The sequence below is a fragment of the Limosilactobacillus secaliphilus genome, assembly GCF_001437055.1.
Classification (GTDB): domain Bacteria; phylum Bacillota; class Bacilli; order Lactobacillales; family Lactobacillaceae; genus Limosilactobacillus; species Limosilactobacillus secaliphilus.
In genome coordinates, this window is record NZ_JQBW01000010.1 from 475689 (window position 1) to 491812 (window position 16124).

14 protein-coding genes are annotated in these 16124 nt (G+C 47.4%); 5 read left to right on the forward strand and 9 right to left on the reverse strand.

Translation table 11 applies throughout. The features are described 5' to 3' along the window. Positions 1–16 precede the first annotated feature (16 nt). From IV45_RS07060 to IV45_RS07095, 8 genes are all read right to left on the reverse strand, one after another. On the reverse strand, positions 17–256 hold the full coding sequence (locus IV45_RS07060) for a hypothetical protein (protein ID WP_057742055.1): 240 nt from the start codon (positions 254–256) through the stop codon (positions 17–19). 69 nt (positions 257–325) lie between these two features. Further along, positions 326–790 carry an arginine repressor gene (locus IV45_RS07065; protein ID WP_057742057.1) on the reverse strand — a complete coding sequence of 155 codons (465 nt, stop codon included), beginning with the start codon at positions 788–790 and terminating at the stop codon, positions 326–328. 157 nt (positions 791–947) lie between these two features. Further along, the gene (locus tag IV45_RS07070; protein ID WP_057742060.1) at positions 948–2387 is read right to left on the reverse strand and encodes an APC family permease; all 1440 of its coding nucleotides are present in this window, start codon (positions 2385–2387) and stop codon (positions 948–950) included. A 161-nt stretch (positions 2388–2548) separates the two neighbouring features. Further along, entirely contained in the window at positions 2549–4528 is a 1980-nt protein-coding gene (locus IV45_RS07075) for an ABC transporter ATP-binding protein/permease (protein ID WP_057742063.1), read from the reverse strand. Between the two features lie 47 nt (positions 4529–4575). Then, positions 4576–5256 (reverse strand): ABC transporter ATP-binding protein, encoded by a 681-nt coding sequence (locus IV45_RS07080; protein WP_057742065.1) that lies wholly within the window; start codon positions 5254–5256, stop codon positions 4576–4578. A 10-nt stretch (positions 5257–5266) separates the two neighbouring features. Further along, positions 5267–6325: an ABC transporter permease gene (locus IV45_RS07085; protein ID WP_057742068.1), complete on the reverse strand. Its 1059-nt coding sequence runs from the start codon at positions 6323–6325 to the stop codon at positions 5267–5269. A 3-nt stretch (positions 6326–6328) separates the two neighbouring features. Continuing rightward, positions 6329–6841, reverse strand: coding sequence for a TetR/AcrR family transcriptional regulator (locus IV45_RS07090; protein WP_057742070.1), 513 nt, complete (start codon positions 6839–6841; stop codon positions 6329–6331). Between the two features lie 200 nt (positions 6842–7041). After that, positions 7042–8052 (reverse strand): zinc-dependent alcohol dehydrogenase family protein, encoded by a 1011-nt coding sequence (locus IV45_RS07095; RefSeq protein WP_057742073.1) that lies wholly within the window; start codon positions 8050–8052, stop codon positions 7042–7044. A 298-nt stretch (positions 8053–8350) separates the two neighbouring features. On the opposite strand from IV45_RS07095, the gene IV45_RS07100 reads away from it, so the two are divergent. The 5 genes from IV45_RS07100 to IV45_RS07120 all read left to right on the forward strand — a co-directional run bounded on the left by IV45_RS07100 (position 8351) and on the right by IV45_RS07120 (position 14785). After that, complete coding sequence (locus IV45_RS07100; protein ID WP_057742076.1) at positions 8351–9967, forward strand: Nramp family divalent metal transporter; 1617 nt, start codon at positions 8351–8353, stop codon at positions 9965–9967. Between the two features lie 191 nt (positions 9968–10158). Beyond that, positions 10159–10722 (forward strand): peroxiredoxin, encoded by a 564-nt coding sequence (locus tag IV45_RS07105; RefSeq protein WP_057742077.1) that lies wholly within the window; start codon positions 10159–10161, stop codon positions 10720–10722. A 148-nt stretch (positions 10723–10870) separates the two neighbouring features. Further along, positions 10871–11515, forward strand: coding sequence for a hypothetical protein (locus IV45_RS07110; RefSeq protein ID WP_057742080.1), 645 nt, complete (start codon positions 10871–10873; stop codon positions 11513–11515). A gap of 344 nt (positions 11516–11859) precedes the next feature. Continuing rightward, on the forward strand, positions 11860–13665 hold the full coding sequence (thrS, locus tag IV45_RS07115; protein ID WP_057742082.1) for a threonine--tRNA ligase: 1806 nt from the start codon (positions 11860–11862) through the stop codon (positions 13663–13665). 253 nt (positions 13666–13918) lie between these two features. Next, complete coding sequence (locus IV45_RS07120; RefSeq protein WP_057742085.1) at positions 13919–14785, forward strand: aldo/keto reductase; 867 nt, start codon at positions 13919–13921, stop codon at positions 14783–14785. An 85-nt stretch (positions 14786–14870) separates the two neighbouring features. On the opposite strand, the gene IV45_RS07125 is transcribed toward IV45_RS07120, so the two are convergent. Continuing rightward, complete coding sequence (locus IV45_RS07125; protein WP_057742433.1) at positions 14871–16118, reverse strand: MFS transporter; 1248 nt, start codon at positions 16116–16118, stop codon at positions 14871–14873. Between the last annotated feature and the right edge of the window lie 6 nt (positions 16119–16124).

Here is a 16124-nt window from a genome sequence, read left to right on the forward strand (position 1 = left end):
TTTATGTTTAGGCAGCTTACTTAACTGCCAACTGGAATTGTTCTTGATGGTTAACTACATCCACCTTAACCTGTTGACCATTATGCAGTGTGTGTAAATCAACCCAAAAACTGGGATGCGCGTGATCGGCAAATGCGAAGTTCACTACCGGCTGGCTCCCCATCTTTTGAACTTCAGCTTCACCGCGACTCAAATCAGAACAGCGAAAATCTTCTGGATGTTTAGCGACACCCGCGTGTACATATACTGTGACCATTGTCTAACGCCTCCATTAGTTATGATAACACTAATTTAGGCGCACCGAACTTTATTTACCAACTTTATTTTAGTTTATATCCATATGATCCTTAACTAGCTTGTTCACCACGTTGGCACTCTCGTTGGTTTTACTAATGGTGATCAACGTGTCATTGCCGGCCAGGGTACCCACAATGTCAGTCAAGTCGCTATCATCCAAGAGTCCGGCCAAGACGGTGGCAAAGCTTGAATTAGGAGTGGTTTTAATGACGTTCATAAACTGCACCACCGTTGCTGAAACAACGTTGCTACGGATGGCATCGTAAAGGCGCTGGTGTTGATCGGCAGTATCCACCTGCAATTGTTTGTAGAAAGTTACGCCACGACTATCACTAGCTTTCACAATGTTTAAGGCGTGAATGTCCCGCGAAACAGTGGCCTGGGTTGCGACTACGCCCTGTTCCTTTAAAAGGCCTAATAGCTGTTCCTGGGTCGTGATTTGATTTTCGTTAACCAGCTTTAAAATCAGCTGGCGCCGTTCTTTATGGTTCATATTGGTTCCTCTTTGCATATTCATTCATTTTAGTTAATATTAACCCATTATTTGAGGAAACAAAAGCTTTTTATGCGTGCTGCAATTATAAAAAAGCGCCATGACCCGCTTTAATAATGGCGAGTGATGACGCTTCATGACGTTCATTTATTGATAACTATTCTTTTTTGCTCTTTCGCTTACTCAATGCGGAGTGACTAATACCATATACAAAGTAAATCACTAATCCGATCAAGAACCAGACACCGGCATAGATCTTAGCGTCACTGCTTAAGCCAATGAAGACCATCAAGGAAGCCAGGAAGCCAAGAATCGGCATTACTGGGTACATTGGCATCTTGAAAGCAGGATCAGGAATATCTTTACCTTCACGCTGCCGCAATGCGTAGATACCTAACGAAACAAACATGAATGAGATCAACGTTCCGGCCGAAACCAGTTGTGACAAGAATGCGAATGGCAGGAAGGCAACGATCACAACAGCCACGATCGTTAAGACAGCGAGGGCCCGGTTAGGACGGTTCTCTTTGTCCAGTTTACCAACCCACTTTGGCAGCATTCCGTCACGACCGAAGGAGTAAATCAACCGGGAACCCGCTAAGGTCATACCGATCAGAGCGGTAAACATCCCGATAACGGCAATGGTTTGTACGACAATGGCAACACCAGGGTGACCGATTGCCCGCAAAGCAAAGCCAACTGGTTCAGCAGAGTTGATGTAACGCTTGTAAGGCATAACCCCAATCAGCACGAAACTAACCAGAACAAACAGGGTTACGGCAATCAACAGTGAGCCTAAAATCCCCCGTGGCATGGTCTTTTCCGGTTCCACAGCTTCAGCGGAGTTGGCAGCGATGGAGTCAAAGCCGATGTAGGACAGGAAAATCATTGAAACACCGGCATAGATCCCTTGCCAGCCCCCAAAGGCACCATCCGCAGTTGCTTGATACTTTGGCACAAACGGGATGAAGTTAGCCTTCTTAACGGCAAACAGACCGACAACTACAAACAACAGGATGGCAAACACCTTCAAAACCACAAGCAGGTTTTCTACCCGGGCAGCGTTGCTTACCCCACGGGAAATCAACAGTGATACAGCAATGATGACAATCACTGCTACCAAGTCCATGACCCCGCCATTGGTTCCAAACGTGTTGGACAACGAGTTAGGTAATTGCCAGCCAAATTGAGCAATTAAAGCCCGGAAGTTCGCTGAGAGCCCAGAGCCAACAAAGGCCAGCGCAATAAAGTATTCCGCCAATAGGGCCCAACCAGCAATCCAACCAAAGAATTCACCAAAGATAACGTTGATCCAAGAATAAGCTGAACCAGCGAAAGGCATGGCCGCAGCCATTTCGGCGTATGCAAAAGCGACCAGGCCGGCAACGATAGCGGCTAAGACGAAAGAAATCATCACCGCTGGGCCGGCATGCCGTGCAGCCACTTCACCGGGCAGGGTAAAAATGGAAGCCGACACGATCGTTCCAACACCTAATCCCAAAAAGTCGCGCACCCGTAACGTTCGTGCTAGATGGGCGTCCTTTATCTGATACGTTTTTGGATCTTCTTTCAGCGAGATTCGTTTCCAAAGATTCATAATTACTTCCCCATTTCTTGAGCACTGATAGTTTTAATGATATAACCATTAAATTTTTCTCATAATTCTACCATTAGTTTTCTAATTTCGCAACAAAAAAATGAGTTGTAACAAGGCTTATAGCTTTTATCACAACTCATTTATTTATCAAAAATTATTTGTTATTCAGCCGCTAATGCATCAATCGGGTTCAGGTTGGCTGCCCGCCGTGATGGCAGTAAGGCCGCTAACCAGGCAATCAGCACCGCTGCTACGAAGGCAAAGATGACGTTGCCCATTGTCAATTGAATGATCTGGTACTTGATCAATGGGTAGAAGGCGTGGTTGATGCCTAACGTTGCCAGCAAGGTGATCAACAGGGCAAAGACAGCCCCGAACAGTCCGATCAAAATTGATTCGGAGGTAAACAGCCGGCGTACGTCCTTCTTGCGTCCACCCAAAGCACGGAGGATACCGATTTCTTTAGTCCGTTCAGACACTGACATGTACATGGTGACAATAATCATCAAAGCAGAAACCAGCAAACTGATTCCGGCCACCCCGGCAAGAATGTCAGAGGCTAGGTGAACGTAAGTGTTGATCCGCTTCAGCATGGAACCAACGGTGATGGCCCCGAAGATTCGCTTGTTGTGCGCACCACGGACATTCTCGATCCGACTGGCAACTTGGTTAACCTCATCCAAGCTCCGAACCTTGACGGAAACATTATTAACATCCGTTTCGGCATGCGCATCCTGCAAAGCTTGTTTAACGGACCGGTAATTCAAGTATGAACTGGCCCCGGTGCCGTCCATCAAACCGACCACTTTGTATTCAGCACTGACGGCAACCGGCTGCCCCTGCTTATTGACCCAGTTGAAGCGGATCGTCACCCGTTTGCCAACGGCTTGTTGGTAGTTCTTGGCGCCCATCAATGCTGCGGCTTCCTGCTTGCTCAGGATCATTTCACCCTGGTGCGGGATGTGGCCGTTTTTAATGCTGTTGGCACGTTGACCATCCGACCAAGTGCTGATGCCGCTCCCCGCTTGCTGCTTATTCTTGTAGGAAAGCCGATATGCCGGCAGATAGTATGCTGGGGCCACTTGGCTGACGCCCTTGACCTTCTTTAATTGGTCCAACTGGCTATCGCTGATCAGCGACGCATGCGGGTTAGCGGCCATGTTGCGCATTGCCCCCATCAATTCCTCTTGGTTCATCTTTTTACCTGTCGGATTCTTCATGACCTCTATCCATTGCGGGTTCACCATCGAATTGACCTGGTTGGCAATGTAGCCGTTGATACCGTTGCCCAAGCCGCTGAATAGCATCACAGCGAACAAACCAATGGCCACCCCGATCATGATCAACGAGTTACGGGCAAAGTTGTACATAAGGTGCTTGAACGACAAGCGATAACTGTCCCTGGCTGGCAGTTTAACCGTTTCAATGTGGCTCGGATCGTCTGGTAATGGATAAGCCGGCTTCAACCGTTCATCACCACCGACCTGGCCGTTTTCCAAATGCACAATCCGGGTCCCATGATTGGCAACCGCCGCCGAGTGGGTCACCGCAATCACCAATTTGCCGTCCTTGGCAATCTGGTCCAGCAGTTCCAATACTTCCTGGGTGTTTTTGGAATCCAGTGCCCCCGTTGGCTCATCCGCAATGATGATTTGCGGATCAGAGGCTAGTGCCCGCGCGATCGCCACCCGTTGTTTCTGTCCACCAGACAACTGATTAGGGTGCTTATTCATCTGATCACTTAAGCCAACCTCTGCCAACAATTGCTGCGCGCGTGCCCTTTTCTGGGCCGCAGACAGAGTAGTCATATCCAATGGCACCATAACGTTGTCCAACACCGTTAAATGGGCAATCAAATTGTAGGCTTGGTAAATGTGACCAACCGTTGCCCGCCGGTATTCATCCAACTGCTGTTCCTTCTGGTGGTCCAACAGTTGACCGTCTACGTAGACCTTACCTTTGAATTGACGATCCAAACCGCCGACGATGTTCATCAACGTTGATTTCCCACCGCCGGATTCGCCCAGAATGGAGACGAATTCGCCACGCTCAAACTTTAAATTAATTCCCTTCAGTACCGGAAATTCATTATTTCCCAGGAAATAAGATTTTTGGATGTTCTGTAATTCTAAATATGCCATTGGCCTCTCACTTTCTGCTATTAACTTCAATAGCGGCTATTTCCCGGTTACTTTTCCCGGCTTAGTTTTCCATCATTAATGTGGTAAATACGGTCAGCATGTTCTTTCAACCGTAAATCATGGGTCACGACGATCACCGTTTTGTGCCGTTGGTCGGCCAGCCGTTGCAATTCCTTACCTACAACGACTACTCGAGCACTGTCCAATGCCGCCGTTGGTTCGTCAGCCAACACAATGTCGGGATTGGTGTAGAGGGCCCGCGCAATGGCCACCCGCTGGTTCTGCCCACCGGATAGCTGGTCCGGGTATTGTGACCGTAGATCGGCAATCCCTAGTTCTTCCAATAATTCGGTCAGTTCATCGTCAGTCAGGTTGCCATTGGGCTTCACCTTTCTCACGAGTTCAAACTGCTCGTCGACATTCAGGTAAGGCAGGAGGTTGTATGACTGCAACACAAAGCCGACCCGGTTCAACCGCAATTGGTCGCGTTCCTTGTTGTTCAGCTTGCTGATATCTTTGCCGGCCAACATCACTCGGCCGCTGCTTGGCTGACGCAGGCCACCGGCGATCGTTAGGAAGGTTGACTTGCCTGATCCTGATGGGCCCAAAATCAGCGTCAACTCTCCCGGATGGGCGCTGAAATTAATGTCTTGCAGTGCGTAGACTAGGCCGCGGCCGTGGCCGTAGTGTTTGTTAACATTAACTAATTTAATCGTTGCTTCTTCCATGATGGCCCTCCTATTGCAATGCGTCGACTGGGTCAATCTTCAAAATCATCCGGACTGGCAACAGCGAACCGACAATTCCAACGATCAGCAATGCCAGGTCCAGTAACATCGTTTGCGGCCATATGATCATAAACGGCACGGTACTTGGCATTGCCAATGATGTCCCCACCGCAAGTAAAGTGGCGACGATGACTCCGCTGACCATCAAAATGACTGATTGCGCAATAATCGACCAAACGATGAAGCCGGCCGGGATCCCTTGTGCTCGTAAGACCGCGTACTGAGCTTCCTTTTGCATCGTCAAAATGTAAAGGAAAATCGCAATCACGATCAACGAAATCATCAACAGGAAGCCGATCATAAATTCAAAGGTCGTGTTTTGGGCAGTGTAGCCTGGCAGCTTCTTGATGAACTTTTTGACATCGTAGTGGGCCAGCTTATTCTGCCGACTGTTGCTAACTTTTTGATCTGCCCAAATACCGCTGGCAACGAACTGTGGCCCGGTACCTTTAAGCGCTTGCCAAGTGTTTAAGCTCCCAATTGCCAACGGGGCGATGTTGAACTTGGCATTTTTAGCAAAGCCCACCACTTTAAACTTCGTCGTGAGTGAATTCAGCTTGACCTGTTGTCCTAAACGGTAGCCCTTTTCCTTCAACGACTCATCCAGGATCAATTCATGGTCATTCCTCGGCTTGCGACCGCTCACCAGTTGAATCTTGTTCTTTAACAGGTATTGCGAATCATCCAGGCCAAAGTACTGCATGGATTGCTTCTGGCCGTGATTGATCCCCTTCATTACGATCGGAACTTGACCAACTAATGCTTCATGCTTAGTCAGGTCCTGTGCCTCGTCTTTCTTGATCAAGGACTGGTTCATCGAGACATTGGCATTCTTATCCAACATGACCTGTTTAGTGCCCCATGACTCGACGGCAGCGGTGTTTTCGTTGCCTAACCCTTGCATCAGGCCCAACAGCATCAAGATCAGGTAGGCGATTAGGACAATCATGCCGATCACGAGGCTGTAACGTAGCTTTTCATGTTTGATTTCCTTTAAAGCAAGAAACATAGCTTACCTCCCTAAAATGGCAAACAGTGACTGGCGAAGACGCTGGTCAACCGCATCTCCTGCACTTTCATTCAGCAAAAGTTCCCGAAATGCTTCATGACAGAGCACCATAACCGCCCATTCCTTAGACGTTAAGCAGCGTTGCTCATTCATGAACGACTGCCGCAAAACGCCGGCGTTGGTCTGGTAGTGATGCACCAGCAAATCGTGGTATTCACTGTACTGAACTCGTTGATTGAGCATTTCTACCCATTCAACAAAGTCATCCGCAGTGTGCTGGTCAATGGTTAAGTGATGGATATCCAGCTTCTGCATCACATCGTTTAATAACCACTCGTAAGCAGCCGTTAAACTATCGAAGTACTTATAGAAAGCCCCTCTTGCGATTCCGGCACTTTGAACAATCCGTGCTACCTGTGCCTGTTCAAGGGAATAATGGCTGAATTCGTCAAGTAAAGCCCGGCGAATTCGCGCCCGTTTTTCCAACGCAAGATGATTAAATGTTGCTGATGGCATCTTATTCCTCCTATTGACACTGTGTCACTTACATTTTACGCAGTAATTTTACCCGCCTAGTGACACTGTGTCAACGAAAACAACCCAAGACTAATATTTCTTAACTTTCTTAAAGAATTTGACCAAACAAAAAGGCCGAGGAACGGTTGTCCGTTTCATCGACCTTAATTAATGTATGCATTTAATCACGGAATGGTTAGTTAGGCGTTTTCGCCACCAACCTTAACAATGGCCTTGGAAACCTTGCCTAACTTACCGCTAACGAAGTCTTCCACACCATTCAAGTCTAATTCGTGAGAGAACAGTGGCAGTGGGTCAACAACACCAGATGCCAGTAAAGCAATGGAATCTTCAAAAGTGTAAGGGTTAATGAAGGCACCCTGAATGGTCAATTGCTTGTGGAAGATGTCGTAGGTGTTGACGGAGAACTTGTCGTCCGGCTTACCAACCCCAAACATCAACACTTGGGCACCACGAGCGGCAGCAGCCAGTGCCTGTTCCTGTGTTGCTGGCAGACCAACAGCTTCAACCACGATATCAAAGGCGCTTGCTGGGATTTCTTCTTTAGTAGTGTTGATCGTCTTGACGCCAAAGTGCTGACGGTTGTTTTCCAACTTTTCATCTGAACGACCGGCAAGCGTAACTTCGTGAATTCCACGTGCCTTCAGGATTTGAGCAAATAATTGACCTTCAAAACCATCACCTAAAACCAGTGCCTTTTGGTAAGGATGGGTCGTTAAGAGGTCAACCCCGTGCATTGCGCAGGAGATTGGTTCTACCACTGCGGCAGCCTTCAGGGAAACGTCATCAGGAATTGGGTAGACAACCTTTGCCGGAGCGGTGAAGTATTCTTCAAAGCCACCATCACGGGTAACCCCTACGGCATCAAGGTGTTCACACAATTCTGGCCGCTGGGTCCGGCAGTACTTACACTGACCACAGTAGATGTTCGGGTCAACTGTTACCCGGTCGCCTTCCTTAACGTTGGTAACGGCTGAGCCGACCTTAGCAACCACACCGGAGTTTTCGTGACCTAATACAATCGGTGGAACGGCTTCAGCTGATCCTGGCAGGCCAGCATACAAACCCTTATCTGTACCGCAAATGCCGGCATAAGCGGTATGAACTAAAACTTCATCAGGCTTAATCGTTGGGACATCGTAATCTCTTAACTGCAGTTTTTTCTTTCCTTCTAATACAAGTGCTTGCATGTTGTTACCTTCCTTGTAAATCAATTCATTGAAATTTTTCAGAGATAGTATACGGACAAACTCGAAAAATGTCAAACGTTTATCACTTTGTCGTTAAGTTGTTATTTAATAACAATGAAAGCCCCACCAAAAATTCGGAAAATGAGCCAATATTAATAAAATGACCCAGCAAAAAAGCCGATAGTTCGGTATTTCTATTGCGGCGATTTATTTTTTATGCTAACCTAACAATGGTCTTCCGTTAAGATAATATTTAATGGCAAACCTTCAAAAGACACGCAGAAAGGGAGGATTTGGCGTGGCTGACACAAAAAATCAACACCGTCGGCATGGATTAATTCAATATGCCAACGGAAAGTCTCTGGAGGAAATTAACGGAACTGTTGAGGTTCCGCATGGAAAGGGCTTCTTTCGTACTTTATTCGCATACTCAGGCCCTGGTGCATTAGTTGCCGTTGGTTATATGGACCCTGGTAACTGGTCGACTTCAATTACTGGTGGTCAAAGCTTCCAATACACTTTAATGACGACCATCCTGATTTCAAGTTTGATTGCGATGTTACTGCAATACATGGCTGCCAAACTTGGGATCGTAAGCCAAATGGACTTAGCACAAGCCATTCGTGCGCGTACAGGGAAGGCGTTAGGCATTATTCTGTGGATCATGACTGAATTTGCGATCATGGCTACTGATATTGCCGAAGTTATTGGTGCCGCAATTGCTTTGAACCTTTTGTTCCACATCCCGTTGGTTCCATCCGTATTTATCACTGTACTAGACGTCTTAGTACTTCTGTTACTGACGAAGATTGGGTTCCGTAAAATCGAAGCAATTGTTGCTGCTTTGATCTGTGTTATCCTGTTCGTCTTTGCATATCAGGTTGCATTGTCACATCCAAACTGGGGCGGCGTCTTCTTGGGCTTAGTACCAACCCAGAAGGCCATTGCGCAATCTCCAGTGGTTGGTGGTATTTCCCCACTGAGTGGTTCTCTTGGGATCATTGGTGCCACGGTTATGCCCCACAACTTGTACCTGCACTCAGCAATTTCACAAACGCGTAAGCTAGACCACAGCAAGGTTGAAGATATCCGTCAAACCGTTCGTTTCACGGCTTGGGACTCCAACATTCAATTGACCCTGGCCTTCTTCGTTAACGCCCTGCTGCTGATCATGGGTGTTGCTGTGTTCAAGTACGGTGCCGTTAAGGACTCTTCCTTCTTCGGTTTGTACGACGCTTTGAACAACACGTCAATGTTAAGCAACCCGCTCTTAATTGCCGTTGCTAAATCAGGTGCTCTGTCAACGTTATTTGCCATTGCCCTGTTAGCTTCCGGTCAAAACTCAACCATTACTGGTACCTTGACTGGTCAAGTTATCATGGAAGGTTTCGTTCACATGAAGATGCCTCTGTGGGCACGTCGTCTGGTTACCCGTTTGATTTCTGTTATCCCTGTTCTGATGTGTGTTGCCATGACTGGTCGTGAAACGGTTATCCAACAACACACCGCTTTGAACATGTTAATGGAAAACTCACAAGTATTCTTGGCCTTCGCTCTGCCATTCTCCATGCTGCCACTGCTGTTAATGACTAACAGTGAAGCAGAAATGGGTGAATTTAAGAACTCTGCTTGGGTTAAGGTCTGTGGCTGGATTTCAGTTATCGGTTTAACCTTCTTGAACTTGTACAACCTGCCTGCAACCTATGAAGGCTTCGGGCTCTGGAAGAAGGGTACGTCTGACTTCCTGGCATGGTTGACCATCATCGTTATTCTGGTGCTTTTGGCCTGGACTTGTTACGAAATCGTTCGTGGTGACCGGCGGATGGCTGCTGAACACCACAAGCACTCTTGGGAAAAGGGTGGCGTTGACGAGGCTGCTGAAGCCGCTAAGGAAGCCGCTGAAAACCAAAAGTAATTCCAATAAATACATCCTACTCATATTCCTAAATCAATTTGATCCTGACATTCCACGAAAATGGATGTCAGGATCTTTTTTTGTCTGTAAATTATCTACAAATTATTGCTACAAAGGATTGACGTTCAGTCACTAAAGGACTATGCTTTAAGCGTAGTTAAGAATTATTCTAAACCAAGGAGGAAGCATTAATGAGTTTAATCGGTCATACTATTGATGACTTCAAAGTCACTGCTTACCAACAAGGAGAATACAAGGATATTACCAAACAGAGCCTGTTAGGCAAGTGGAGCATCGTCTTCTTCTACCCTGCTGACTTCTCTTTTGTCTGCCCAACTGAATTAGAAGCATTACAATCTTTACACGACAAGTTTAAGGCTGCAAATGCGGAAATCTATTCCGTTTCTGAAGATACTGAATTTGTTCACCAAGCATGGGCAGCCGCTTCACCAAAGATTGGCAAGATTGAATACCCAATGCTGGCCGACCCAGCTGGCAAGCTGGCACGGATGTTTGGCGTCTTAGATGAAAGCGCTGGCCAAGCATTGCGTGGTGCCTTCATCATTGACCCAGATGGTGTTATTCAATCTGAAACGATCAACAACATGGGCATCGGCCGTAACCCCGAAGAAATCTTGCGGACATTGGAAGCTGCCCAATTCGTTCGTGAACACGGCGACCGCGTTTGCCCTGTCAACTGGCACCCTGGTGACGATAGCTTAAAGCCTGGTGCTGACCTGGTTGGCAAGCTTTAATCTGTTATTTTAATTCGTTAAAACCCCTAGCAATCGCAATTCGCGAAAACTAGGGGTTTTATGCATTATTAATGCTTTCTTGGGTATGCTTTTAGTAGAATGGTATAATACACGAGATAAAGCTAATTACCTAGTTGAGGTGATCAATTTGGATAACAAAGATAAAAACGAAAAAAAGCGACTCAGCCGGGTTGAATTATATGATTCCCCTAAAAGTCAGAAACGCTCCTTCTTCTCTAAGAAGCGGGCTCATCGTTCAAACACGCCCTTAGAAGACGAGCAATTTGAACCAGTCCACAGCCGTCGTCGGCAAATCGTTGACCGGCCACAAAAAAGCCACCGCGGTTTCTTTAGCCGGTTCTTCAATGGCCGGCACAATGGGAAGCTGTACAAGACCATCCTGTTTGCCCTTTTAGGTGTCCTGGTCGTGATGATCATCGTCTTTGCGGTTAAGCAACAGCACCCTGTCAACACTGACAGCACCGACACATCCGTCTCATCATCATCCAGCAGCCACCACTCACGCAAGCATAAGCGCAGTCACTCATCAGATTCCGACGATGATGACTATGGCGACAATGAAAATCAGGCCACTTACCAAGTTCCTGCTTCGCGTTCTGATAACAATGGCAATAGCACTCAGAATCAAAGCAATGGTAATTCAAATAGCAATAACAATAGTCAATCAAGTCCAAGCAACGGTGGTAACAGCCATCCTGCCCCACAGCCAAATCCATCACAAGGGTCACAGCCAGCTCCAAAGTCTACTGGTGGTGGACAAACAACAAAGTAAAATTGACCACTAGAAATTAAATTAGGATTTTTTAATTTTTCTGCTTGACACCGTTAACCACGATGATATAATCCAAAGTAATTAAAGGATATGCCTGATCATTCCTACTAACAGAGAGTGACACATTTTAATGGAAGTGCCATTAGCAAGGATCTTCAGAGTACCACCTTTATTATTTCCCTCCGAAATAAGGAGGAGCGGGTCGTGCCCGTTACCACACCATAGAGAGGACCACAAGTGGCCCTGAATCTGGGTGGAACCACGCTGAGTTTGTTAACCAACGTCCCTGGTATCGTTTAGTCGGTACTAGGGACGTTTTTATTTTTTATAAGGGAGAGATTCTTATGGCTCAAGTTGCAGTAATGTCACCAAATGGTGAAGTAAAGAAAATTGATCGCGATTCAGAAGATAGCTTGAACGCATTGCGGCAAGTCGCTGCTTTAATGCTGAAGGCTGCTTTGGTACACAAGTATGATGGGATCCGTTTTGGGGATGCCATTGCCGAAGATGATCGTTTCTGGGTTGACTCCGACAAGGATGATCAACAGGTATCTGCCGACGAATTACCAGCATTGGAAGATGATCTGAAGAAGCTGGCTAAGGAAGACGACAAGGTTGAATTTGCTGAAGTTGCCTTGGACGACGCTTTAAAGGGTGTTGAAAAGGACCAATTCTCCAGCGAACTGCTGAAGGAAAACGCTAAGGATGGCAAGGTTGCCCTGTATAAGCTGGGTGACGTAGCCGTTATCGCTAAGGCCCCAATCCTGGTTTACACTGACGCCGTTAAGAACTTCAAGCTTTTGTCAGTTGCCGGTGCTTACTGGAAGGGTATGTCCTCCAACCCAATGCTGCAACGGATTTACGGGACCGTCTTCTACAAGAAGGCTGACCTGGACGAAGATCTGAAGAAGCGTCAAGAAGCTCGTGAACGTGACCACCGTGTTATCGGTAACCAACTGGATCTCTTCTTTGTTGATCCTAAGGTTGGTGCCGGCCTGCCTTACTGGATGCCTAAGGGTGCTACTATTCGGCGGACGATTGAACGTTACATCATCGACCGTGAAGTTGCCGATGGTTACGAACACGTTTACACCCCTGTTCTGATGAACGTTGATGCCTACAAGACTTCTGGTCACTGGGCTCACTACCGGGACGACATGTTCCCACCAATGGACATGGGCGATGGTGAAATGCTTGAACTGCGGCCAATGAACTGCCCAAGCCATATTCAGATTTACAAGCACCACATTCGTTCTTACCGTGACCTGCCACTGCGGATCGCCGAATTAGGTATGATGCACCGTTACGAAAAATCTGGTGCCCTGTCTGGTCTGCAACGTGTTCGTGAAATGACCCTGAACGACGGCCACACCTTCGTTGCCTTGGATCAGATTCGTGACGAATTCGCTAAGATCCTGAAGCTGATCATGAGCGTTTACAAGGACTTTGACATTACTGACTACAGCTTCCGTCTTTCCTTGCGTGACCCTAAGAACACCAAGAAGTACTACGCCAACGATGAGATGTGGGAAAAGTCCCAAAAGCTGCTGAAGGCTGCCATGGATGACCTGCACCTGGACTACTACGAAGCTGAAGGTGAAGCTGCCTTCTATGGTCCAAAGCTGGATATCCAAACCAAGACGGCCCTGGGCAATGACGAAACCATGTCCACCATCCAACTTGACTTCATGCTGCCAGACCGCTTCGGCTTGACTTACATGGGCAAGGATGGCAAGGAACACATGCCAGTTATGATTCACCGTGGTGTTGTTGGTACCATGGAACGGTTCGTTGCTTACCTGACTGAAATCTACAAGGGTGCCTTCCCTACCTGGTTAGCTCCTGAACAAGTTCACATCATCCCTGTTTCCGATGACAAGCATGGTGCATACGCTGACCAATTAGCTAAGGAAATGAAGGCCGCTAAGATTCGGGTTGTTGTTGACCACCGTAACGAAAAGATGGGCTACAAGATTCGTGAAGCACAAACGCAGAAGGTTCCATACACCCTGGTTGTTGGTGACGACGAAATGAAGAACAATTCTGTTTCCGTTCGTAAGTATGGTGAACAGGATCAAAACAGCATGAGCAAGCAAGACTTCATGGACGAAATCCTGCACGACATCGCAACTTACTCACGCAAAGACTAGAATTGTTTCACATGAAACATAAACGCCATAAGACTTGCCCGGTCCAGTTAATGCTGGGCTAGTCAACCAAATCAAAACCGTTAGTGATAACTCCCACTATCCACTAACGGTTTTTTTGTACCCTTAGTTTACTAAAAATTGCCAAACGTTTGCAGAATGTGATTTATTTGCCAATCATCCGCAAAGCAGGTAAGATCTAGATGGTTACTTATTATAAGTAAATGTTGGTTTGTCTCTTTTAAGGAGGTTTATCATGGTTGAATTGAAGAACATTAATTCGCTGTTAAAGCTGAACAACGGCGTTACCATTCCTTGCGTCGGCTACGGTACATTTAGAACGCCTAATGATGTTGCCGAAAAAGCCGTCGAGGATGCGATCAACGTTGGCTACCGTCTTATTGATACGGCGGCTGTGTACGGCAATGAAGAAGGAGTCGGTAAAGGGATCAAGGACTCAGGCATTGACCGTCACCGCCTCTTCGTCACCAGCAAACTGTGGAACACTGACCGTGGTTATGAATCAACCAAAAAGGCCTTGGATGCTACCCTGCAGCGTTTGCAGATGGATTACTTGGACCTGTACTTAATTCACTGGCCAGCTAACCGCAAGCAATTCGGTGACAAGGCAGCCGAAATCAACGCCGAAACCTGGCGGGCAATGGAAGACGCCTACCACGAAGGCAAGCTGCGTGCCATTGGCCTGTCCAACTTCATGCCGAACCACTATCAGGAATTGATGAAGACGGCCACTGTTGCACCAGCCGTTGACCAAATCGAAGTCCACCCTGGCTGGACGCACGCTGAAGAGATCAAGTTCCTGCAGGCACACAATGTTCTGGTTGAAGCCTGGGGTCCACTGGGCGGCCAGGGTGCTTCCGTAATGACCAACCCAACAATGGTTGAATTAGCCAAGAAGTATGGCAAGTCTACTGCCCAATTAAGCCTGCGCTGGATCTTGCAGCAAGGTGTATTGCCACTTCCAAAGTCCGTTCACGCCGACCGGATGAAGCAAAACACCGATATCTTCGACTTTGAAATCAGCGATGAAGATATGCAAAAGATCAGTGCATTGCCTAACTTAGGCGGTCAATGCCGTGTTCCTGACGACGTTGACTTCTAAAACGAAAGTCGAATAAAAAATAACCTCCTAAAGGCGAAAAAATCGTTTTAGGAGGTTGTTTTTAGTTATCAGTATAATTTCAGCATTAACGGCGTTGTCGTGGCTTAGAGACCTGCCAAAAGAGGATTAGGCCGATTGCAAACAAGATACTTAATGACCCAGCACCCAAAGTCGACTGGCCCGTCCATTGCGTAACCACACCAACTAAGACCGGACCGATAATGGCTGAGAACTTCCCCAAAATATTGTAAAAACCAAAGAATTCATTGCTGTTATCTTTGGGGATCAAGCGGCCAAAGTATGACCGGCTCAGTGCCTGAATACCGCCCTGGCTGGTGCCAATCAGGATGGCTAATAACCAGAAGTCAAACTGAGTCTTCAACTTGAAGGCGTACAGGCAGATGAACAGGTAGACCACGATTCCGACCAACAAGGCCCGGCGCGTGCTGATCTTGTCCGCTAGCCAGCCGTACAGTAGGGAGAACGGCACGGCAATCAGTTGCACGACTAGCAGCACCAGCATCAGACTGGTCGTGTTGATACCCATGTCCTTGCCGATTGAGGTCGCCATTGTAAAGATGGTATCAACGCCATCGATATAGAAGAAGTAAGCCACCAAAAACCAGGTGATCTCCCGGTATTGAGCAACGTGCCTGATTGTTTTACCCAGGCGAATGAACCCATCCTTCAGCGGTTGACGAGTGGCCGAAACGCTAAAGACCTGTTTTCCATGTAAAAGCAACGGCAGGCCGAAGATAATCCACCAAATTGCGGACAAGACAAAGCTGAATTTCGCAATGCCAACTGAGCTCAGCCAGCCATTAAAGCCATGAGTCAATTCAGCCGCCAGGAAAATCATGAATGCTAATACACCGCCTAAGTAGCCCATTGAATAACCCGTGGTTGACACGCGGTCCATCTCTTCGTTGGTCGCCACATCCGTCAGGAAGCTGTCATAAAACAGGTTCCCGCCCGAATAGCCAATATTGGTTAGTACGTACAGAATTAACAGCAAGGGCCAGCCACTCGCCGGCACGAAGGCCAAACCCAGGGTCAACAGAATCCCGGTCCAGGTGAAACAGTTCAACCACCGGCGTTTCGTGTGCGGATAATCGGCCAGTGTGCCTAATAATGGCGCCAATAAGGACACAATTAAGGTTCCCACACTGTTGGCATAGCCCCAAAACGCGGTCGAGTCAGCTGCAGACACCCCGGCAGACTGCGCAACTGCTTTGAAATAAACCGGCAAAACGGCGGTGACCACCAAAATTCCGTAGCCAGAGTTCGCCCAATCATAGAAAATCCAAGCCCATTGTTGTTTACTAAACTTCACTTTCAA